Below are 21,150 nucleotides of genomic sequence, written 5' to 3' on the forward strand. Positions count from 1 at the left end.
TCGGCTTGCACCTGCTGTGCCGCAGCGTGTTCGGCGGCGAGCTGGGCTTGCAGATCGCGCTCGGAGGCGGCTGCCGCTTGACGTGACGCATCCAGATCAGCGCGCAGACGGGCCAGCGCTTCGTCGGACTGCTGCTGTGCCGCAGCTGCGTGTTCTGCGGCCTGACGCGCTGCCTCGGCTTGCGCTTCCTGGGCGCTCAGGGTCGCGCTGTGGGTGCCTTGCAGCGCCGTCAGTTCGCCCTTCAGCGCCGCGAGTTCGTCCTGGTGGGACTTGCGGGTGGCCAGCGCGGCGGTGGCCGCGACACCCGCGGCGAGCAGTGCGGCCGCGCGCTCATGGCTCAGCGCGGTCTCGGTGCTGGCAGCGGCCTCTCGGGCGACGTCGCGCTCGGAGTGGGCCGTCAGCAGGGACTCGTAGGCTTCCTTGGCCACGTCGGCCTGGGTGGCGAGCGCCGTGCGGTGCTCCTCTTCCAGGGTGGCGTGGCGGGTCTGCAGATCAGTCAGCTGGTCCGTCAGGTGCACGGCGCGGCTGGTCTCGGTGTTGAGCAGCGTGATGCGCGATTCATAGGACGTCTGCAGCGTGTCGAGACGCCCCTGCAGCGACTCGACCTCCGCACCCAGCCCCTGGCGTGCGGCGTGGTGTTCGTCGACGCTGCCGCTCAGCGCCAGCGCGCGGGCACTGGTCTGGCGGTGTTCGGCGTCGAGCGCATCCAGGCGGGCCTGCAGCGCGGCCTGTTCGGCACCAGCGGCTTCGAGCGCCTGCCCATGTTCGGTCCGCTGGGCTGCCAGGGCCGCGTCCGCACGGGTGCGGTCGTCCTGGTACTGGGTCTGCAGGGCGGCCAGCTGCGCCGCATGGCGGCGTCGCTGGCAGATGCGGTTCAGCAGGAGGCCGAGTCCGAGGCCGGCCAGGCAGGCCAGCAGGAGGTACAGCCACAACTGGCTCAACAGGTACATGGTGATCTCTCCGCAGTGTTTGTAGGTTCGGGTGTCGGTCGTCGGCGTGCCGCCGGAACTCAGGGCGCCTTGGGCGCCAGATGGAACTCGATGCGGCGGTTGCGCTCGTGGGCCTCGGGCGTCGTGCCCTGGTCCAGCAGACGGTCCTCGCCAAAGCCCTGTGCCTGCAGCCGGCTGGTCGGCACACCGCGCTTGACCAGCGCATCGACGATGGCCTGCGCGCGGCGCTGCGACAGGCGCATGTTCGCGGCGGCATCGCCCTGGGCATCGGTGTGGCCGTCGACGCGCATGCGCGCCTGCGGGCAGCGCATGGACAGCTTGTGCAGCGACTCCAGCAGGGGCACGCTGGACGGATCCAGCTCTGCCGACGCCAGCTTGAAGCGGATCTGCCGAGATTCCAGCACCTTGGCCATCGCCACCTGGCAATCCTCACCCGTCAGCGGGCCAGAGGCCGCTACCGGCGGACGGGAAGCCGCAGCCACCACCGGCGCAGCCGCCAGGGCCGGCGCGGACACCTGCGGCAGCGTCAACGCTGACGAGGATTGCCCATCTTCCAGCCGGGCGAACACGCCGGGCACGCCCATCATCGGCAGCAGCGTGGTGCTGGCCGCCGCATAGGCCGCGGCGCGCTGGGCAGGTGACGGCGCTTCACCGACGATGCGGCCGACCTCGTTGTCGATCTTCAGACTCGCCCACGGAAACCCCGCGGCACCGAGCACCTGGGCCGCGTCCGCTTCGGTGCGCTGGCGCACCGCGTCCGCCTTGGCATCCCCACGCCCAATCAGCATCCAGGCCAGCAGGGCCAGACCGGCCAGGCCCAGCACCGTGCAGACCGGGCAACTCAACCATCGCCTCGACATCGCGTCTCCTCGTCGCCGTTAATGCCGAGTAATGTATCGGGACTCGTGACTTCTTTAACATCCTTTCGGAGGGGATCGGGGTAACCGATAAGCCTAGGTACTAGGTAGAACCCAGTACCGCGGGCAGCACCCCACGCAGCGCGTTGCACACCGCCAGCGCCTCGGCGCGCCGCAGATCGGCGGGCCAGAGCACCCGCTCGGACACCCGCCAGACCGGATCCGTCAGCAGCGCGGACCGCATCACGCCCGGCAGCACGCCGGCCGACAGCGGCGGCGTGGTCCAGCGCCCGTCCAGCCGGACCAGCAGCGTGCTGCGCCCCCCTTCGGTCAGCGCGCCGTCGGCGTTGACAAACAGCCGGTCGAAGGCCCCGACCGCTTCGGCGTCGCGCACGGCGTCGTCGTAGGCGGTGCGCAGGGATGTCTTGTGGCCGAGCAGCGCGGACTCCTGCAAGGGCACCCGGCCGGTCGGGACGAGCAGATGCACCGGCCCTTCGGGCAAAGACGCCAGCGCACCGCTGCGACAGGACACCCGACCGTCGTGGGACAGATCGACCCGCAGGCGGAACACCCGCGCCGGATCTGCCGGGAAGGTCTGCAACACCTCATCCACCGCGGCCTGCACCACCGACGCCGAAGCACTGAACCCGAGTGCGGCCGCGCTACCCAGCAGGCGCGCCAGATGGGCCTCGAAGCGGCACACCCGCCGACCCTCGACCCGCATCGTCTCGAACAGCGTGAAACCGGGGTCGGTGCGGGTCAGGAAGCGGACCTTGTGCCGGCACTCCGCGGCTTCCGACGCCGCGTCCGAGTCCAGCACGATGCCGCCGCCCACGCCCAGCGTCACCGCCCGCGTGCCGTCGCGCGGATCGCCGGCACCCATCTCCAGCGTGCGGATCGCCACCGACAGACAGAAATCGCCCATCGACCGGCCCGCGGCGCGGTCGGTGGCGTCCAGCGCGTCCAGCCAGCCGATCGCGCCGGTGTAGAGGCCACGCGGCGAGGATTCGAGCCGGCCGATGACCGACATCGTCTGGCGCTTGGGCGCGCCGGTGATCGAGCCGCAGGGGAACAGCGCGCGCAGCACCGCGGGGAAATCAGTTGCCGGTGGCAGGTCAGCCTCGATGGTCGAGGTCATCTGGAACACCGTCCGGTACGGCTCGACCTGGAACAGTTGCGGCACACGCACGCTGCCCACCGCCGCCAGCCGGCCGAGGTCGTTGCGCAGCAGGTCGACGATCATCAGGTTCTCGGCGCGGTTCTTCACGTCGCGGGCCAGCCAGTCCGCACTGGCCTGGTCGGCGGCCGGGTCGGCGTGGCGCGGCGCGGTGCCCTTCATCGGACGGGTGACGAGGTGCCCCGCTTGGTGCCGCACGAACAGCTCCGGCGAGCACGACAGCACCCAGCAGTCCTGCGGCAAGGCGATCAGGGCGCCGAACGGCACCGGCTGCGCCGCCCGCAGGCGCCGGTACAGCGCAAGGGGCGTGCCGACGCTGCGGCCGCGCAGGCGCTGCGTGTGGTTGACCTGGTAGGTCTCGCCCGCGCGGATGCGGGCGTGGATCTCGTCGATGGCGGCGGCGTAGGTCGCCTCGTCGTCGTCCGGCGTCAGGCCGAACACGCCAGCGGGCGCCGGGGCCTGCGCGCCTTCCTGCTGCGCCAGCCAAGCGTCCACGCCGTCCCGTGCGAGCCGCGCGCAGTGCGCGAAACGCAGCAGCCGCAGGCTGCCGGGTGGCGCGGCCAGCCCGGCCAGACGCACGCCCCATTCGTAGTCGGCCAGCAGCACCAGATGGACGCCCTGCGCCAGATCCGCTGCGGCAGCCGACCAGACCACGTCCAGCTCGGCTGGATCCGTACAGCGGTGTTCCCCGAGCCAGCCGGTGTACAGCCGGCTCACCGCCTGGTCGGCAGGGGTGCTGGCATCGTCCAGCAGGGCGAAGACCGGGGCAGGCGAGGACAGGGTCGAGCGCGGATCAATCATCGTGGGACAGTCAGGCAGACGGACAGTGGCACAGGGTGCCGATGATGCGGTGCAAGCAAAAACGCCGCCGGGCACAAGGCCGGGCGGCGTTTGGGGGCGGAGTGCCGAAGCACCCCGCTGGCACGGGGAGCACCTTGGCCGATCAGGCCTCGGCGGACTCCGAGTTGGTGGTCTCGAACGGCAGTTGCAGTCCGGCCAGATCGCGGCGCGTCTCGACCAGGATCAGCGGGCCTTCGTCGACCACGACCACCGGACGCGGTTCGCGCGGCTGGCGCACCGGGGCCGGCGTGCTGGCAATGGCGTCCTGCACGGCGCGGACCTTGTCGGTGTCGCTGTTGATCCACTCCAGTCCGGCGCCGCGGGCGACCGCGGCCAGCTCGTCGAGCTGCAGGACGTAGGCGGGTGCGGCGACGACAGCGACAGCGGCAGGCGCTGCCACGGCGGGTGCCTGGGCCACAGCCACAGCCACTTCCACCGGAGCAATCGGCGCAGCCACCGGAGCCGTTTCGGCCACGGGTGCAGCCACAGGAGCGGCCACCGGCTCGGCGACCTGGGCCACCGCGGGGACGTCCACCACCGAGGCCGGCGCAGCGTCTGCCACGACCGCCTCGGTCACCACCGCAGCAGCGACTGCCGCCACGGCCACGACCGGTGCCGCCACTTCGGCAGCAGCTGGCGCAGCGTCCGCCTCGGCGGCCGGTGCCACGGCTTCGGCAGCCACCGCGTCGGCCTGTGCCTCGTCGCGGTTGCGGCCACCACGGCCACGGCGACGGCGGCGGCCTTCCTCACGGCCCTCCTCGGTCGACTCGTCGCCACGCACTTCGGCACCCGCAGCGGCCTCAGCCACCGGCTCGGCAGCGGGGGCCGTCTCGGCGTTCACGGGAGCGACAGCGGCAGCGTCACCAGCTTCGCCTTCGACACCGTTTTCACCCACGCGGACTTCCTCGCGGTCACGGCGACCACGACCACCACGGCGGCGGCGGCGGCCTTCGCGCTCGGCCTGGGCCGCAGCGCTCTCGCCTTCCAGTGCCGGGGACGCGGTGTCCTCGAAACCGGGTTGCACGTCCTCGACGGCCAGCGCGGCCACTTCGGGTGCGGGGCGGCGCTCGCGCGGCGGGCGACCACCGGCCGGCAGCTCGGCACCGGCCTCGGCCGGGCGGCGGTCCTGCGAACGGTCACCGCGTCCACCGCGGCCACCTTCGGGGCGGGCCTCGGCCGGCGCACGGTCGGCCGTGCGTTCGCCGTTGCGTTCACCACCACGTTCGGCGGCTTCGGGCTTGTTGCGCTCACCGCCACGCTCACCACGTTCACCACGGCGACCGTCGCGGCGATTGCCGTCCCGGCCACCGTCACGTCCACCTTCGCGGCCGCCACGGCGTTCGCCACGGCCGTCCGCCTTGTCGGCGGGCTTGTCGGTCTTCGCCTCCACCGGCACTTCGACCACCGGGGCCACCGGCGCGGCCACCGGGGCGACCGGAGCCGGCGCGGGCGCCGCACCGAACAGGCGCTTCATCCAGCCGAAGAAGCCCGTGCCAGCGGCCACGGCTTCCGGAGCCGGTGCGGGGGCCACCGGGGCAGGTGCCACCACCGGCGCCGGGGCGGCAACGACCGGAGCCGGTACCGGTTCGGCCTTCGGTGCAGCGATCGGGGCGGGCTGGTCGGGCAGCACGCCGCGGATCATCGGCGCCTGCTTGGGCTTGATGTTCTTCTCGCGGCGGGTGATGCCAACGTCCTCTTCCGGCTCTTCCACCATCGAGTAGCTCGATTGCAGGTTCTCCAGACGCGGGTCGTCGTGGCGCAGGCGCTCCAGCTTGTAGTTCGGCGTGTCGAGGTGCTTGTTCGGCACCAGCATCACCGTCACGCGCTGCTTCATCTCGATCTTGGTGATCTCGGGGCGCTTCTCGTTCAGCAGGAAGCTGGCCACTTCGACCGGCACCTGGACGTGAACCGCCGCCGTGCCTTCCTTCATCGACTCTTCCTGGATGATGCGCAGCGTCTGCAGCGCGGAAGACTCGGTGTCGCGGATGTGGCCGGTGCCGTTGCAGCGCGGGCAGGTGATGTGGCTGCCCTCAGACAGCGCCGGGCGCAGGCGCTGGCGGCTCATCTCCAGCAGGCCGAACTTGCTGATGGTCGAGAACTGCACGCGGGCGCGGTCGTAGCGCAGCGCGTCGCGCAGGCGGGTCTCGACCTCGCGGCGGTTCTTCGACTCTTCCATGTCGATGAAGTCGACCACCAGCAGACCACCCAGGTCGCGCAGACGCGCCTGGCGGGCGATCTCGTCGGCGGCTTCGAGGTTGGTGCGGGTCGCAGTCTCCTCGATGTCACCGCCGCGGGTGGCGCGGGCCGAGTTGACGTCGATCGACACCAGCGCTTCGGTGTGGTCGATCACGATGGCGCCGCCGGACGGCAGGTGCACCGTGCGGCTGAACGCGGTCTCGATCTGGTGCTCGATCTGGAAGCGGCTGAACAGCGGCGCGTCGTCGCGGTAGCGCTTCACGCGGTTCGCCGTCTCGGGCATGACATGCAGCATGAACTGCTTGGCCTGCTCGTAGATGTCGTCCGTGTCGATCAGGATCTCGCCGATGTCGGAGGTGAAGTAATCGCGGATGGCGCGGATCACCAGCGACGATTCCTGGTAAATCAGGAAAGCGCCCTTGCCGCCCCGGGACGCATCATCGATCGCGGTCCAGAGCTTGAGCATGTAGTTCAAGTCCCACTGCAGCTCGGGGGCGGTGCGTCCGATGCCGGCGGTGCGGGCGATCAGGCTCATGCCCTTGGGGTATTCGAGCTGTTCGAGGTTCTCTTTCAGCTCCTCGCGGTCCTCGCCCTCGATGCGGCGCGACACGCCACCGCCACGCGGGTTGTTGGGCATCAGCACGAGGTAACGGCCGGCCAGCGAGACGAAAGTGGTGAGTGCGGCGCCCTTGTTGCCGCGCTCTTCCTTCTCGACCTGGACCAGCAGTTCCTGGCCTTCGCGGATGGCGTCCTGGATGCGCGCCGCGCGCACATCGGTGCCTTCGCGGAAGTAGCTGCGGGCGATTTCCTTGAAGGGCAGGAAGCCGTGGCGGTCTTCGCCGTAGTCGACGAAGCAGGCTTCCAGCGAAGGCTCGACGCGCGTGACGACGGCCTTGTAGATGTTGCCCTTGCGCTGTTCGCGCCCTTCGATCTCGGTTTCGAAGTCGATCAGTTTCTGACCGTCAACGATGGCCAGGCGGCGCTCTTCGGGCTGCGTGGCATTGATCAGCATGCGTTTCATGCGTGTCTCTCCTCATGATTCATGTCTTCATGAGATGCACGAAACCGCGCCGCGGAGCCGGGAAGGAATCGCCCTGGACTGCGCGCGCAAGGCCACCAGCAGATGCCGGCGGCTTCAGCGGCGCAGCGTTGGCGCGTGCGTCGACCGTGACGCCGGGGCAGGAAACGCAGTGTCGCCGTGGTGTCGGCCTCCGGGCCGGCAGGGCACGGGTCCGCCATCCGACGCACACGCGCTGGCGTGTGACTCCGACCGGGGACGACAGTCACCAGGGGTCGGGTCGGGAAGCGGAAACTCGAAATCGTTCATGCGACGGCGTCGGTGGTCAGACGCGGGTGGCAGCCCCTGTGTTGGAAGCTGCCACCGGAAAACCTTGTGTCGGGGCTCTTTCAGCGTGGTCTCTTGCATGCTGCCGGTCCATCCGCACACTCACCTTGGGAGTGCACACCATGCGCCAGGCAACACGCTGCATCAGCGTCTGGACCCGGCCCGCACCCACCTCAGGTGTCGCGTGCCAGTCCGACCACCCTGCACCGGGGGCTGCTTCTCAGTGCCCGCTAAACTCAGGCAAATCAAACACTTACAGCGCAATCGTGGTCCAACGCATTATAGGGGCAAAGCCCAGCAGGCCCGGCTCCGGAAAAGCCGGCACGAAACCGGCCACGCGCAAGCCTATGAACGCGGGAGTACCCGTGCCTCGACCACCCGTTCCGCCAGCGGCCGCACCGGTGGCAGCCCCGGTCGCGCCGCAGGTGCGCCACCTGCTGGTCGATGACGGCAGCGCAGGCCAGCGACTCGACAACTTCCTGCTGCGCGAACTCAAGGGCGCGCCCAAGACCCTCGTCTACCGGATCATCCGCAGCGGCGAGGTGCGCATCAACAAGGGCCGCGCCAGCGCCGATTCGCGCGTCGCGGCCGGCGACGACGTGCGCGTGCCGCCGCTGCGTCTGAGCGAGCCGACGGTCTCGACCGCCCCGCCGCGCGAGTTCCCGATCCGCTTCGAGGACGAGCACCTGCTGGTGATCGACAAGCCTGCGGGCGTGGCCGTGCATGGCGGCTCGGGCGTGAGCCACGGCGTGATCGAGCAGCTGCGCCGGGCGAGGCCGCAGGCGAAGTTCCTCGAACTGGTGCATCGGCTGGACCGCGAGACCTCGGGCCTGCTGCTGATCGCCAAGAAGCGCAGCGCCCTGACCGCACTGCAGGACCAGTTCCGCCAGCGCGAGACCGGCAAGACCTACGCCGCGCTGGTGATCGGCGCCTGGCCGGCCGCGCGCAAGGTGGTCGATGTGGCGCTGCACAAATACTTGGACGCCGCGGGCGAGCGCCGTGTGCGGGCGGTCGAGGCCGACCATCCGGACGGCCGCCGCTCGGTGTCGCTGGTGCGCATCGCGCAGACGTATGCGGATTGCACGCTGCTGGACGTGACCATCAAGACCGGCCGCACGCACCAGATCCGCGTCCACCTGCTCAACGAAGGCCACGCCATCGTCGGCGACGACAAGTACGGCGACTTCGCGCTCAACAAGGCGCTGGCCCGCGGCGACGCGCCCGCCGCGCCGGGCTGCCGCTTCGAGCGCATGTTCCTGCACGCCCGCCGTCTCGCCTTCGACCACCCCGCCACGGGCGAGCGCATCGAGCTGGAAGCGCCGCTGCCGCCCGAATGCACCGCCCTGCTGTCCCACCTGCGTCCCGCCGCTAAACCTGCCGCTGCTCCAGCCCCCGCGCCATGACCGACTCCACCGCCTTCCGCCCGCGCCAGTACGACCTCATCGTCTTCGACTGGGACGGCACGCTCTACGACTCCACCGCGCTGATCGTGCGCGCCATCCAGGCCGCCTGCCGGGATCTCGGCGTGGCCGTGCCGAGCGACGAAGCGGCGTCCTACGTCATCGGCCTCGGGCTGCAGGACGCGCTGATGCACGCCGTCCCCGGCCTGAGCCAGGACCGCTACCCCGAACTCGGCCGCCGCTACCGCCACCACTATTTCAAGGACCACGAGGACGTCACGCTCTTCAGTGGCGTGCCTGATCTGCTGGCCGAGCTGCGCCAGCGCCAGCACTGGCTGGCCGTGGCCACCGGCAAGAACCGGCAGGGCCTGAACGACGCGCTGCGCCTGTCCGGCCTGGCCCCGCTGTTCGACGCCACCCGCACCGCCGACGAGACCCGCTCCAAGCCGCACCCGCAGATGCTGCACGAGCTGATGCGCGAGTTCGGCGTCGAGCCGGAGCGCACGCTGATGATCGGCGACACGACGCACGACCTGCAGCTCGCCGCCAACGCCGGCGCGCACAGCGTGGCCGTCACCTACGGCGCGCACGAGCACGCGCCGCTGCGCGAACTGGGGCCGCGGCACGTGGCGCATTCGGTGGCGGAGCTGCGCACGTGGCTCGGGATGCACGCATGAGCGACCAGGCCAGCGCCATCCCCCTCTGCGCCTCCGCCGACCTCGCCGACGGCGGCCGCGCCCACGTCTTCGACCTGCTCGAATACGGCCAGCCCGCGCGCGGCTTCGTGCTGCGCCACGGCGGAAAGGTGGTCGGCTATCTCAACCAGTGCGCCCACGTGCCGGCCGAGATGGACTGGAAGGAGGGGCAGTTCCTCGACGACAGCGGCCAGTGGATCATCTGTTCGATCCACGGGGCGGTCTACGAGCCGGCCTCCGGCTACTGCGTGGGCGGGCCGTGCCGGGGCAAGCGGCTCAAGGCGCTGCAGGTGGACGAGCGCGACGGACAGGTGTCTTGGTATCCTTCTGTCAACTTGACGCCGGCGTTCGGCGACTGAAGATTCCATGACCCAGCCAGACGACACTCCCTCCACTGCGGCATCCGCTGCGCCCTCCACGGCACCGGCCACCACGCCCGCCACGCCGGTGGCCCCAGCCGCCTCCCGCGGCGCCTTCGACCATGTGATGGAGCAGTTCGCCCGCGACTACCTGCGCGACCGGCGCAGCACGCGGCGCTGGAGCCTGTTCTTCCGGCTCGGCTGGCTGGGTCTGGGCCTGTTCGCGGCCTGGACGGTCTACAGCGAGAACCGCCACAACAGCACCCCGACGGGCCCGCACACCGCGCTGGTCGAGCTGCGTGGCGAGATCGCCTCGGGGGGCGAATCGAGCGCCGAAGTGCTGCTGTCGGGCCTCAAGGACGCCTTCGAGGATGTCGGCGCCCAGGCCGTGGTGCTGCGCATCAACTCGCCGGGCGGCAGCCCGGTGCAGGCAGGCATCGTCTACGACGAGCTGCGCCGCCTGAAGGCAAAGCACCACAAGAAGGTCTACGCGGTGGTCGAGGAAAGCGCAGCCTCCGGCGCGTATTACATCGCCGTCGCCGCCGACGAGATCTACGTCGACAAGGCCTCCATCGTCGGCTCGATCGGCGTGCTGATGGACGGCTTCGGCTTCGAGGAAGTCATGAAGAAGGTCGGTGTCGAACGCCGCCTGCTGACCGCCGGCAGCAACAAGGGGATGCTCGACCCGTTCTCGCCGCTCAACGAGAAGCAGCGCGGCTATGCCCAGGCCATGCTCGACCAGATCCACCGTCAGTTCATCGACACCGTCAAGGAAGGCCGTGGCGACCGTCTGAAGGCAACACCGGAAACCTTCTCGGGCCTGTTCTGGAGCGGCGAAGAAGCGGTCAAGATGGGGCTGGCCGACGGCATCGGCAACCTCGACTACGTCGCCCGCGAGGTGATCAAGGCCGAGGACATCATCGACTACACGACCAAGGAAAACGTCGCCGAGCGGCTGGCCAAGCGCTTCGGGGCGTCGCTGGGCGAAGGCGCCGTGCGGGCGCTGCGCAGCCTGCCCGTCATGCACTGAGTTCAGGTGACCAGCAGCCCCCGCTGCTCGATGAAGGACACCACCTCGGCCAACCCATCGCGGGTCTTGAGATTGGTCATGACAAACGCGCGGTTCGGCCGCATGCGCACCGTGTCAGTGCGCATGACCTCCAGATTCGCCCCGACATAGGGCGCCAGGTCGGTCTTGTTGATCACGAAGAGGTCGCTCTTGGTGATGCCGGGGCCGCCCTTGCGCGGGATCTTCTCGCCGGCGGCCACGTCGATGACGTAGATCGTCAGGTCGGACAGTTCGGGGCTGAAGGTGGCGGCCAGGTTGTCGCCGCCCGACTCGATGAAGACGATGTCGGCGTTCGGGAACTTCTCCAGCATCCGGTCGACGGCTTCGAGGTTGATCGAAGCGTCCTCGCGGATCGCCGTGTGCGGGCAGCCCCCGGTCTCCACGCCCATGATGCGCTCCGGGTCGAGCGCGCCGGCCACCGTCAGCAGGCGCTGGTCTTCCTTGGTGTAGATGTCGTTGGTGACAACCACCAGGTCCCAGCGGTCGCGCATCGTCTTGCAGAGCATCTCGACCAGCGTCGTCTTGCCCGAGCCGACCGGCCCGCCCACGCCGACACGCAGCGGGGGCAGTTGCTTGGTGCGTCCGGGGATCGAATGGAGTGGGCTCATGGGACAGGTCTCGGTGTGTGGTTCACGGACTTCAAGGCTAGCAAGACCCGAACCAAATAATTCTTCAGAAAACGCTTGCTCGACCAGATGGACATCTGCATAATAGCGGGCTGTTGGCGCTTTAGCTCAGTCGGTTAGAGCGATGGAATCATAATCCACAGGTCCGCGGTTCGAGTCCGTGAAGCGCCACCAAGTTTTCAACTTGTGCATCAAGTACTTAGGTCTTAAAGAGCCCGCCATGTGCGGGCTCTTTCTTTGGCGGTGTCGATAGCCGTCGCAGACTCCCTACATGGTTCACTGCCTTGGTGAAGATGCCAAGTCGGCCCGACACCCTCACCCGTAGAATGGGTCCATCATGGACGGGCAGCGCATCACTCTCGCACTAGACGACAGGTCAAACGGCTTCGAGACAAGCCCTGACCGCGTTCGCCTGGGCGATCTCGTTCGCTTCGCTGAGGAGGTCAAGGAGTTCCTTCAAGGTAACGACAAGGAAATCGACGCTCGCAATCTCGATGTTCAGATCCAGCACGGGTCGTTCGCTGTCCAGACTTTTCCACTGGACAACGCTCCGAAGCTTTTCAACGATCTCAGGGCGCTAGAAAACAGTGAACTGATGCGCTTGGTAGATCACAAGCGGAGAGCCGTTATAGAGCGTTGGCAGAAGTCGGCTAGAAGCGCCCAGGCGGTCGTGTACAAGATTTCAGCGCCGTTCTTGAATCGGCCACTCATCATCAGTTCTCGCACTGACTTCAGAACAGAGGAAGCCGACCATTGGGTGATAGTGGAGCGCTACATCCGTGGCGAAATCCAAGAGGTTGGCGGAAGCAAGAAGCCCAATGCTCATGTCAAGTTGCCGAATGGCAAGAAGCTGACCATTGAGACAGACAAGGATCTGCTTCGCGCGGACAAGGTCAATCGACTTTACAAATCCGCTATGCTCCGCGTGAAGGCTGAGTACAACGTAAAGACTCGGGAACTTCGCAACGCAAAGCTGTTGGAGTTCGTTGAGTACGCCACGGACATCGACGAAGCGTCGATTGCCAAGATGACTCTGGAAGGGCAAGCCGCCTGGAAGGATGTTCAGAACGCGTCTGCCTGGGTCGATGAGTTGCGTGGGGGGCGACATTGAACAGTGTTTTGCTCGACACGAGCTTTCTGATCACATTTGCCGATCCAACTAGACCTCATCACCAAACAGCCCAGCACTACTTCCGGGAGTGCGTAGCCCGACAGGTGCCGATGTTTCTATCAACGGTCGTAGCGTCTGAGTTCCACGTCAAGCAGCCGTACACGTCTTTGCCTCTGCGTAACCTGATCGTCTTGCCGTTCAACATTGACCATGCCGAACGATGTGGAGACCTCATTGCCAAACATCCCCGAGATCAAGGTGATGATCGAGTGCGAGTCAAGGACGATTTCAAGCTGATTGCACAGTGTGATTTCGAAGAAATCAGTCACATCTTGACCGAGGATCGGAACACCTTGGTCAAGTACGTGGAACGAGTCCAAGCAGCTCCGCTTCCACCTCTCAAAGCCGTGCTGTTGAAGGATGGCTTTGACGTTGCTTGGTTCAATGGCGGCCAGATGTGTATTGAATAGCCACCGTTTCAGCTCTGATCCGGAGGCCTAGAACTCTTCCGGAACTCCGGGCGCCAGCGGGTTCGGCTTGCTCACTTCCTGCAGGTGACAAATCTGGGCAGAGATGCTTGCATCTGTATTCGCAGGTCCGCGGTTCGAGTCCGTGAAGCGCCACCAAAATTCTGAAAAGCCCGTGCAATCGCTGCACGGGCTTTTTTCATGGCGCCGCCGGAACCCCGAACTCCGCCGCCGTGCCGCGCCTTATCCCGCGATGCACCGGGAACCCGCTCCCTAGACTGGCTGTCCACCTCGCCGCCGCCCGCGGCCCGACCGCCACGTCATGGACGCCCTCCGCTCCACCCCTGCTGCTGCTGCAATTTCAACTGCGACGGCCAGCCACCGTGCGGCGTCGATCTCCGGCGCCGAGGCGCATGGTGTCCAGCGTCCGGCCATGCTGCGGGGCGAAGTTCCGGGGCAGGCACCCGCCCAGGCACGTGCACACGACCACCCGCCACTGTCCGCCACCGCGCTGCGGCTGGCGCTGCCGACCCTGCTGCTCGCGCGCCAAGCCTTCGACCTGAACCGGCGCGACACCGTCGCCTGCGTGCGCACGGCCGAGCTGCTGCTGGCCCAGCACCGCCCGACCGAGGTGCTCGACTGCCTGGACCTGCTCGACGCCAGCGTCGAGCGCGGCGCCGCCTGGCACTTGGCGCGGGCGAGCACCCTATCGGCGCTGCGGGACGATCGGCAGGCGGTGCGCGAGGCCAAGGCGGCGGTGGCCAAGGCGGGCCCGGATGCGGCCCTGCACCAGCGTGCCCTGCTGCAGCTCGGCCAAGGCCTGACCCGGCTGCAGGAACACGCCGAGGCCGCGTGGTGCCACCAGATGGCCCGCGACGCGCAGCCACAGGCCGCCGATGCCGCGCTCGCCGCCGCCTTCGGTCGGGCGTCGGATCTCGACTGGGAGGCCCTACCGGCACACCTCGACCGGCTGCTGGCCGGCATGGCGCAGTCTCCCGCGGCGGCCCAGTGGCCGTTGGCGGTGCCGCTCGACCCGAGCCAGCTCATCCCCCTGCTGGACCACCCGCTGCTGCAGCGCTGGCTGGCCGCACTCGCCTGCCAGCAGCGCCACGGCACCGGTGCGGCACGCGAGAAGCCGAAACCCGGTACCCGCGACCACCGCCGCCAGGGCAAGTGGCGTCTCGGCATCCTCGCCGGCGGTCGTGACCGCTCCGAGGCTGCGCTGGAGCCGTCCGTGTCGGCGCTGTTCGACGCCTTCGACCGGACGCAGGTCGAGCTGTACGTCTACTCGGACGCCCGGTCCGGACACCCGCCTGCGCTCGCCGCTGCACACTGGCACGACAGCCGCCACGCCAGCACCGACGACCTCGTCGGCGTCATCCGCGGCGACCGGATCGACCTGCTGCTCGACCTCACCGGCCCCGGCGACGACTCGCGGCTGGGCGTGCTCGCCCAGCGGCCGGCGCCGGTCCAGGTCGCCTGGCTGGGCCATGCCGGCACCACCGGCGCACCCTGGGTCGACTACCTGATCGGCGACCCGGTCGTCACGCCGCTGGACGCACAGGCGCAGTTCAGCGAATGCATCGCCCAACTGCCGGGATGCCACCGGCCAGCCGACCTGCCGCCGCCGGAGCCACAGGCACCCGCCCCACCACGCCGCGCCGACTGCGGCCTGCCCGACACCGCCCCGGTGCTCGCCAGCTTCAACCCGCCGGAGCGCATCACCGCCGCGCAGTTCCGGGCGTGGTGCCAGATCCTGTCGGCCGTGCCCGGCGCAGTGCTGTGGCTGCTGGCGCCAGCAGCCGATGCACGGCGGAAGTTGCGCGCCAGCCTGGCCCGCGCAGGCCTCGATCCGGCGCGGCTGGTCTTTGCACCCAAGGTCGCGCCGCAGGCGCATCTGGCGCGCCTGCCGCTGGCCGACCTCGTGCTCGACTGCTTCCCCGGCAACGCCGAGACCGCGGCGCGGAACGCGCTCGGGACCGGCGTACCGGTGCTGACCCGCCTAGGCCAGGGCTTCGCGGCGCGCCGCACCGCCAGCCTGCTCGCGGCCTTCCGCCTGCCCGCGCTGGTCTGCGCCGATGCGGAGCACTACGTCCGCACCGCCGTGCACCTGCTGCGGGACGCCGACGCCATGGCACAGCTCAAGGCCTGGCTCGCCAGCGTGCGGAGCCACGCGCCGCACCTGGACGCCGCGCGCAGCGCACGCGACCTGGAACACCTGCTGGCCCGCATGGTCGCGCGCCACGACGCCGGACTGCCCCCCACCCCGCTGGCCGCCGAGCCGGCTCCCCGGAGAGACTGAATGCAACGCTACACCGTCGCCGCCGTCCTGATCGTGCGCGACGAGGCCCCGCGCCTGCGCCGCGCCCTCGACAGCCTGCGCCCCTGGACCGACCGCCTGGTGGTGGTCGACACCGGCTCGCAGGACGACACCGTCGCCGTCGCCCGCGCGGCGGGCGCGGAGGTGTCGCACTTCCGCTGGTGCGACGACTTCAGCCTCGCCCGCAACGCCGCGCTGGAGCGGGCCGGCGCCGACTGGCACATCGTGCTCGACGGCGACGAATGGCTGGCCCGCGGCGGCGAGACCCTGGCCACGCTGCGCACGCTGCGGCCCGACTTCGTCGGCGCGGTGCGGGTGGACAGCGACCACGGGCCGAAGGAGCACACCAGCGTCGCCTCCAGCTGGATCAGCCGCCTCCTGCCCGGCCACGTGCGCTACGCCGGCCGCATCCACGAGCAGCCACAGCACACGCTGCCCGTGCGGCGCCTGCCGCTGCGGGTCGGGCACGATGGCTACGCCGCCGTCGCGCTGGACCGCAAGGCCGGCCGCAACGCCGCGCTGCTGCAACGCGCGCTCGACGAGCACCCCGACGACCCCTACCTCTGGTACCAGCTCGGCAAGGACCACGACGTCTACGGCCGCCACGCCGAGGCGCTGCACTGCTTCGCGCAAGCAGAGAGCTTGCTGGCGGGACAGGCCACCGCGCCGAGCTGGCTGCACGACCTCAGCGTGCGCAGCCTGCACGCGCTCAAGTGCTGCGGGCGCCACGCCGACGGCGTGCAGCGCGCCTCCGACGGCATGGCGCGCTGGGACTGCTCCCCCGACTTCTTCTTCGCGCTGGGCGACCTGATGCTCGACTGGGCCGCCAGCGAGCCGGCCCGCGCGGGCGAGTTGCTGCCGATGATCGAAGGCGCCTGGCAGCGCTGCCTGGAGATCGGCGAGCGGCCGGACCTGGAAGGCGCCGTCCACGGCCGCGGCAGCCACCTCGCCCAGCACAACCTCGGCGTGCTGCGCCAGTTCAGTCCGCTGGCACCGCTCGGGACGCCCTGAAAGTAGCCCGGATTGTCCGGGCTGATCCAGCGGATGTCCGCGGACAGGCTGCCTAGACTGGCTCTCGCCCCTTTGTTCGGAACCCACGCCCATGAACTTGCCGGATATCCACCTGTGTGTGGTCCAGCCGCTCGGCCAGCCCCACGCCCTGGCGCTGATCGACCCTGCACGCTACTTCCGCTACCAGTTCCGACGACTGGGTGCCCGGGTGAGCCTGGCCAAGAACCGGCTGCGCCATGACGCGGTCAATTTCGTGTTCGGCGCCCACCTCGGTTTCGACGCCAACCAGTGCCTGCAGCACACCTGCGTCTTCGTGAACCTGGAGTCGCTCGGACACGAAGGCTCGCAGGTCTCCACCGCCTACCTGCAGCTGCTGCGCCGCTCGGCCGTCGTCGACCACGACCCGGCCAACCTGGAGGTCTACACCGACCACCCGGACGATGTGCCGCTGGTGCCCTTCGTCCACGCGCCCTACCTCGCCGCCGACGCGCAGACCCCGCCCGCGCCGCTGGAAGAGCGTCCCCTCGACCTGCTCGTCATCGGCGCGCAGAACGAGCGCATCCGCCGCCTCATCAAGCGCATCGAGGACACCGGCGTCACGGTGAGCCAGTTCGACCGCCCGGTCTTCGCCGGCGAACGCGACGCCTACATCCGCCAGGCCAAGGCCGTGCTGCACCTGCGGCCGCACGACACCAGCCGCTTCGAGCCGGTCCCCTTCGCGCACTGCCTGAGCCTGGGCACGCCCGTCATCGCCGAGCACAACCCGCAGGCCGCCACCGCCTCCTTCTACGAGGAGGCCGCCAGCTGGATTGACGGCGACCAGCTGGAAACCTTCTTCCGGGAGGACTTCGGCACCCCGGCCTGGTTCGCGCAGGCCCGTGCGCAAGTGGCGCACTTCGAGGAGCTGGACCCGGCCGAGGCCTTCGCCGACATGCTGGCCTTCGTCAGCGGCTACGGCCAGACCAATGTGCGCACCCGCGACCCGGAGCCGTGGCGCCCGCTGCGGCTGAACCTGGCCGCGGGCGTGGACTACCGCGTCGGCTGGCTCAACATCGATCCCCGCCCCGAGACCCAGCCCGACCTGCTGCTCGACCTCGGTCAGCCACAGACGCTGCCCCTGCTGGCCAGCGGCACGCTCTGCGGCCCGGTGCGGCTGGAGGCGGGCCAGTTCGCCGAGATCTGCGCCGGCAACGTGCTGGTGCGCACGCCGGACCTAGCGACGCTGATGACGCAGGCACTGGCGCTGCTGCGCGAAGGCGGCCGTCTGGTCGTCGAGGTGCCCTGCGAGCATTCGCCGACCGCCTGGCGCGACCCGACCCACCTGCGCGCGCTCAACGAGAACGCCTGGACCTGCTACACCGAGACCTTCTGGCAGCTCGGCTGGTTCACGCACCGTTTTCAGATCGAGAACTCCGGCTACCGCGACCTGAACGGCAAGAACTGCCGCCGCGAGAAGGCGGCGTCGATGGTGGTCGTGCTCCAGAAGGTGGCGACCACGCCCGCCGAGCGCACGCAGGCCCGCACCATGAGCTTCGACGTGCTGGTGCCGGACGACACGGTCCCTGCGCAGGACCAGCTGCTGCCGGCCGCCCGTTCGCGGCCGCTGCAGGAGCTGCTGCTGAACGAGCCGGCCACCCGCGAGTCCCTGCTCGCGGGCGTCCACTGCGAGGACTGAGCAGCCCCTCAGCGGCCGGTCCGGTACGGCTCCTCGAAGTCCAGGAAATCCGCTTCCGCCAGCGCCTCGGCCACCCAGGCCGCTACGCCCGGCGCGGCCCAGACCCGCGCCATCCAGTCGGCCACCACGGGTGGCACGGGCAGCGCGTAGGTGCGCAGCCGCGAGACCACCGGCGCGAAGTAGGCATCCGCGGTGCTGAAGGCGCCGAACAGGAACGGCCCACCGCTGTCCGCCAGCGCCTCGCTCCACATCGCCACCAGCCGGTCCAGGTCGGCGCGCACCGCCGGGTGTTCGGCCAGCACCTGCGCGCCGACCTCGGGCAGCGACGCCTCGATGTTCATCGGGCAGCGGCTGCGCAGCCCCATGAAGCCCGCATGCATCTCGGCGCACAGCGACCGCGCCCGGGCGCGCTGGCGGGCGTCGCGCGGCCACAGCGCACGCTCCGGGTGCCGCTCGGCCAGGTACTCGGCCATCGCCAGCGTGTCCCAGACCACCAGCCCGTCGTCGTCCACGAGCAGCGGCACCTTGCCCGTCGGCGACAGCCCAGCCAGCGTGGTCTTGAAGGCCGAGCCGGCGTCGAAGCTGTCGAAACGCACCATCACCTCGTCGAAGGGGATGCCGAACTGCCGCAGCAGCACCCACGGCCGCATGGACCAGGACGAGTAGTTCTTGTTGCCGATGTAGAGCTGCATGGGGATCGTTCCTGTCGTCCGTGTTGTCGGTGGAGGGGAGTACGACGATGCTATGCGGCCCCGCCGGCGCGTCGGGTGACGATCCTGCATGCCATCCATGCCCGGACGGCATGCATGCGGGCGCGCTCAGTCGACGTGGGCGTCCAGCTCCGGATCGGCCACATCCCCGATCGCGACCCGGGTCAGCGCCGCCTGCGCCAGCACCCAGTCGGAAAAGGCCCGGACTTCCGGCCGCTGCGGCACCGCCGCACCACCCAGCGGCACGAGCCAGTAGCACGGCTCCGCCCAGCGCCGCCCGGACGGCCCGAACGGCTCGACCAGGTCCCTGCGCGCCAGCGCCTCGTGCACCATCGCCAGCCGCGCCAGCGCCACGCCCTGCCCGGCCAGCGCGGCCTGCACCTGCTGGTGGGTGTAGTTGACGCTGATCCAGCGCCGCGGCGTCAGGTGCGCCAGCCCGCAGCCGGCCAGCCAGCTCGGCCAGGACAGCAGCGTCGAGGGCGAATGGCCGTCGTCCATCTCGAGCAGCGTGTGTTCGGCCAGATCGGCCGGCCGCACCAGCCGCGGCGCGTGGCCGCGCCCGACCGCCTCCGCCAGCCCGGCACTCACCACCGGCGTCAGCACCTCGCCGAACAGCCGCACCGCGCCGGCCGGCACCCGCTCCGCGCTGCAGTGGCGCAGCGCCACGTCCAGCTCGACATCGTCCACCTCGACCAGCCGGTCCGAGGCGGCGATGCGCAGGTCGGCATCCGGGTGCGCGCGCTCGAAGTCCGGCAGCCGCGGCATCAGCCAGAGCGAGGCGAACGAGGGGAAGGTCGTCACGCTGACCAGCGCCCGGCTGCGTGTCATGCGGATCTGGCGCACGCAGGCGTCCAGCCGCGCCAGCGCTGGCTGCACGGTGCGCTGCAGCGTCTGGCCGGCGTGGGTCAGTTCGACCTTGCGGGTGGCGCGGTGAAAGAGCTGGGCGCCGAGTTCCTCCTCCAGCCCCTTGATCTGCCGGCTGATGGCCGGCTGGGTGACATGCAGCTCCTCGGCGGCAGCGCTGAAGCTCAGGCGCCGCGCGGCCGCCTCGAAGCTGCGCAGACAGTCCAGCGAGAGCGGTCGATGCGGTATGCGGTTCATGCGCCGATGGTATCCATCGGACCACCTGAACCGGGGAATGCATCCCCCGGACACACGATTTCAGGCCTGCCGATGCGGGATTGCCGAGGACCTGCCGATAAAGAACGATCCAGCGAACATAAGTTACAGTCACTTACGCTCAGAGGGCCAAGCAGGCCGGTTGATCGTTCTCTTCCCGGACCATTCCGATGCACGTCTCGATCGTCGTTCTGAATTACAACTACGCCCGGTTCATCGGTGCGGCGATCGACTCGGCCCTGCGCCAGACCCAGCCCGGTTGCGAGGTGATCGTGGTCGACAACGGCTCGACCGACGACTCGCTGGCGGTGATCGCCCGCTACGGTGACCGGGTGCGGCTGGTCCGCCAGAAGGTCAACATCGGCCAGGGCCAGGGTTACAACCTCGGCATCGCGGCCGCCCGCGGCGAGTGGATCGTGTGGCTCGACGCCGACGACGTGCTCGACGACGACGCGATGGCCACCTGCCTGTCGCTGGCCGACGCCGGCACCGCCAAGGTCCATTACCCGATGCGGCTGATCGACGCGGAAGGCGCGCTGCTCGGCGGCGTGATCCCCTTCCTGCGCCATGACGGCGACGTGGTGCCCGTGATCCGCGCACTCGGCCACTACGCTGGCCCGCCCGGCAGCGGCAACCTCTACCGCCGCTCGGCCGTGGCGCCCTACTTCCCGGTCAAGCCCGAAGACTGGCCGATCTGCACCGACACCGTGCCCTTCGTCACCGCGCCCTTCCACGGCCGCGTGGTGGGTGCCAGCCGGCCGCTGGGCGGCTACCGCCTGCACCGCAAGGCCAGCCCCAGCGCCGCGCCCGGCTACCGCGGCAACTACAGCGGCAGCATCGGCCTCGAAGTCAGCCTGGTCGAGCGCAGCCGCGACCGCACGATGGCGCTGCTGCGCGAGCGCTCGGGCATCGTCGTCGACGGCCCCTTCCTGATGCTGCCCACGCACGTGCGCCACCGCATCACCTCGTGGCGCTGGGCCCGGGAAGCACACCCCTTCAAGCAGGACACCGCCGGCAGCCTCTGGCGCCTGATGCGCGCCTCGCTCAAGGCCTGCCCCGGCTACAACGAGACGCAACGTGCCGCCATGCTGGCCTGGGCCACGGGCGCGCTCTTCCTGCCGGCCTCGCTGGCCGGCGCGGTGATGTCCACCAGCCGCGCCAATCCCGTCTGGGAAACCGTCACCCGCTGGACCAAGCGCCTGGGCACCTGATCTGCCCGGATG

Annotated in this window: 16 protein-coding genes, 1 tRNA gene and 1 pseudogene; 11 read left to right on the forward strand and 7 right to left on the reverse strand. The window is 69.6% G+C overall.

The features are described from left to right. From AABN02_RS05150 to AABN02_RS05165, 4 genes and pseudogenes are all read right to left on the reverse strand, one after another. Positions 1-950: pseudogene (locus tag AABN02_RS05150) on the reverse strand (hypothetical protein); the annotation flags it as partial. Between the two features lie 59 nt (positions 951-1,009). After that, positions 1,010-1,810, reverse strand: coding sequence for an OmpA family protein (locus tag AABN02_RS05155; protein WP_338413849.1), 801 nt, complete (start codon positions 1,808-1,810; stop codon positions 1,010-1,012). A gap of 100 nt (positions 1,811-1,910) precedes the next feature. Then, complete coding sequence (gene pabB, locus AABN02_RS05160) at positions 1,911-3,785, reverse strand: aminodeoxychorismate synthase component I (protein ID WP_338413850.1); 1,875 nt, start codon at positions 3,783-3,785, stop codon at positions 1,911-1,913. Between the two features lie 142 nt (positions 3,786-3,927). Then, positions 3,928-7,041 (reverse strand): Rne/Rng family ribonuclease, encoded by a 3,114-nt coding sequence (locus AABN02_RS05165; protein ID WP_338413851.1) that lies wholly within the window; start codon positions 7,039-7,041, stop codon positions 3,928-3,930. A 749-nt stretch (positions 7,042-7,790) separates the two neighbouring features. Between AABN02_RS05165 and AABN02_RS05170 the strand changes: the two genes are divergently transcribed. The 4 genes from AABN02_RS05170 to AABN02_RS05185 are packed head-to-tail and all read left to right on the forward strand — an operon-like array spanning position 7,791 to position 10,849. After that, positions 7,791-8,768 carry an RluA family pseudouridine synthase gene (locus AABN02_RS05170; protein ID WP_338413872.1) on the forward strand — a complete coding sequence of 326 codons (978 nt, stop codon included), beginning with the start codon at positions 7,791-7,793 and terminating at the stop codon, positions 8,766-8,768. Beyond that, positions 8,765-9,442 carry an HAD-IA family hydrolase gene (locus AABN02_RS05175; protein WP_338413852.1) on the forward strand — a complete coding sequence of 226 codons (678 nt, stop codon included), beginning with the start codon at positions 8,765-8,767 and terminating at the stop codon, positions 9,440-9,442. The genes AABN02_RS05170 and AABN02_RS05175 overlap by 4 nt, the downstream gene beginning before the upstream one ends. Continuing rightward, positions 9,439-9,819: a Rieske 2Fe-2S domain-containing protein gene (locus AABN02_RS05180; RefSeq protein WP_338413853.1), complete on the forward strand. Its 381-nt coding sequence runs from the start codon at positions 9,439-9,441 to the stop codon at positions 9,817-9,819. The genes AABN02_RS05175 and AABN02_RS05180 overlap by 4 nt, the downstream gene beginning before the upstream one ends. Before the next feature lie 7 nt (positions 9,820-9,826). Beyond that, positions 9,827-10,849: a S49 family peptidase gene (locus tag AABN02_RS05185; protein ID WP_338413854.1), complete on the forward strand. Its 1,023-nt coding sequence runs from the start codon at positions 9,827-9,829 to the stop codon at positions 10,847-10,849. Positions 10,850-10,851: 2 nt separating this feature from the next. On the opposite strand, the gene ureG is transcribed toward AABN02_RS05185, so the two are convergent. Then, a complete protein-coding gene (ureG, locus tag AABN02_RS05190) occupies positions 10,852-11,496 on the reverse strand; it encodes an urease accessory protein UreG (protein WP_338413855.1) in 645 nt (214 codons plus the stop codon). Between the two features lie 115 nt (positions 11,497-11,611). Here ureG and AABN02_RS05195 point away from each other — a divergent pair. From AABN02_RS05195 to AABN02_RS05220, 6 genes are all read left to right on the forward strand, one after another. Then, positions 11,612-11,688: transfer RNA gene (locus tag AABN02_RS05195), tRNA-Met, on the forward strand. A 163-nt stretch (positions 11,689-11,851) separates the two neighbouring features. Next, the gene (locus AABN02_RS05200) at positions 11,852-12,625 is read left to right on the forward strand and encodes a hypothetical protein (RefSeq protein ID WP_338413856.1); all 774 of its coding nucleotides are present in this window, start codon (positions 11,852-11,854) and stop codon (positions 12,623-12,625) included. Between the two features lie 8 nt (positions 12,626-12,633). Next, the gene (locus AABN02_RS05205) at positions 12,634-13,095 is read left to right on the forward strand and encodes a hypothetical protein (protein ID WP_338413857.1); all 462 of its coding nucleotides are present in this window, start codon (positions 12,634-12,636) and stop codon (positions 13,093-13,095) included. A 319-nt stretch (positions 13,096-13,414) separates the two neighbouring features. Then, positions 13,415-15,394 (forward strand): hypothetical protein, encoded by a 1,980-nt coding sequence (locus tag AABN02_RS05210; RefSeq protein WP_338413858.1) that lies wholly within the window; start codon positions 13,415-13,417, stop codon positions 15,392-15,394. After that, positions 15,395-16,423 carry a glycosyltransferase family 2 protein gene (locus AABN02_RS05215; RefSeq protein WP_338413859.1) on the forward strand — a complete coding sequence of 343 codons (1,029 nt, stop codon included), beginning with the start codon at positions 15,395-15,397 and terminating at the stop codon, positions 16,421-16,423. Between the two features lie 91 nt (positions 16,424-16,514). Further along, entirely contained in the window at positions 16,515-18,098 is a 1,584-nt protein-coding gene (locus AABN02_RS05220) for a hypothetical protein (RefSeq protein WP_338413860.1), read from the forward strand. An 8-nt stretch (positions 18,099-18,106) separates the two neighbouring features. Here AABN02_RS05220 and AABN02_RS05225 read toward each other — a convergent pair whose 3' ends face one another. Together AABN02_RS05225 and AABN02_RS05230 are read right to left on the reverse strand one after the other, a co-directional pair. Further along, positions 18,107-18,790: a glutathione S-transferase family protein gene (locus tag AABN02_RS05225; RefSeq protein WP_338413861.1), complete on the reverse strand. Its 684-nt coding sequence runs from the start codon at positions 18,788-18,790 to the stop codon at positions 18,107-18,109. A gap of 126 nt (positions 18,791-18,916) precedes the next feature. Beyond that, positions 18,917-19,909 carry a LysR family transcriptional regulator gene (locus AABN02_RS05230; protein ID WP_338413862.1) on the reverse strand — a complete coding sequence of 331 codons (993 nt, stop codon included), beginning with the start codon at positions 19,907-19,909 and terminating at the stop codon, positions 18,917-18,919. A gap of 188 nt (positions 19,910-20,097) precedes the next feature. On the opposite strand from AABN02_RS05230, the gene AABN02_RS05235 reads away from it, so the two are divergent. Beyond that, the gene (locus AABN02_RS05235; protein ID WP_338413863.1) at positions 20,098-21,138 is read left to right on the forward strand and encodes a glycosyltransferase; all 1,041 of its coding nucleotides are present in this window, start codon (positions 20,098-20,100) and stop codon (positions 21,136-21,138) included. The last annotated feature ends 12 nt before the right edge of the window (positions 21,139-21,150 follow it).

Origin of the sequence: uncultured Sphaerotilus sp. (assembly GCF_963924895.1) — a bacterium.
Taxonomy (GTDB): domain Bacteria; phylum Pseudomonadota; class Gammaproteobacteria; order Burkholderiales; family Burkholderiaceae_C; genus Sphaerotilus.

Bases quoted from the DNA above. Each gene is read 5' to 3' on its own strand.
- AABN02_RS05155 (WP_338413849.1), bottom strand. From the start codon at position 1,810: ATGTCGAGGCGATGGTTGAGTTGCCCGGTCTGCACGGTGCTGGGCCTG.
- pabB (WP_338413850.1), bottom strand. From the start codon at position 3,785: ATGATTGATCCGCGCTCGACCCTGTCCTCGCCTGCCCCGGTCTTCGCC.
- AABN02_RS05165 (WP_338413851.1), bottom strand. From the start codon at position 7,041: ATGAAACGCATGCTGATCAATGCCACGCAGCCCGAAGAGCGCCGCCTG.
- AABN02_RS05175 (WP_338413852.1), top strand. From the start codon at position 8,765: ATGACCGACTCCACCGCCTTCCGCCCGCGCCAGTACGACCTCATCGTC.
- AABN02_RS05180 (WP_338413853.1), top strand. From the start codon at position 9,439: ATGAGCGACCAGGCCAGCGCCATCCCCCTCTGCGCCTCCGCCGACCTC.
- AABN02_RS05185 (WP_338413854.1), top strand. From the start codon at position 9,827: ATGACCCAGCCAGACGACACTCCCTCCACTGCGGCATCCGCTGCGCCC.
- ureG (WP_338413855.1), bottom strand. From the start codon at position 11,496: ATGAGCCCACTCCATTCGATCCCCGGACGCACCAAGCAACTGCCCCCG.
- AABN02_RS05200 (WP_338413856.1), top strand. From the start codon at position 11,852: ATGGACGGGCAGCGCATCACTCTCGCACTAGACGACAGGTCAAACGGC.
- AABN02_RS05210 (WP_338413858.1), top strand. From the start codon at position 13,415: ATGGACGCCCTCCGCTCCACCCCTGCTGCTGCTGCAATTTCAACTGCG.
- AABN02_RS05215 (WP_338413859.1), top strand. From the start codon at position 15,395: ATGCAACGCTACACCGTCGCCGCCGTCCTGATCGTGCGCGACGAGGCC.
- AABN02_RS05220 (WP_338413860.1), top strand. From the start codon at position 16,515: ATGAACTTGCCGGATATCCACCTGTGTGTGGTCCAGCCGCTCGGCCAG.
- AABN02_RS05225 (WP_338413861.1), bottom strand. From the start codon at position 18,790: ATGCAGCTCTACATCGGCAACAAGAACTACTCGTCCTGGTCCATGCGG.
- AABN02_RS05230 (WP_338413862.1), bottom strand. From the start codon at position 19,909: ATGAACCGCATACCGCATCGACCGCTCTCGCTGGACTGTCTGCGCAGC.
- AABN02_RS05235 (WP_338413863.1), top strand. From the start codon at position 20,098: ATGCACGTCTCGATCGTCGTTCTGAATTACAACTACGCCCGGTTCATC.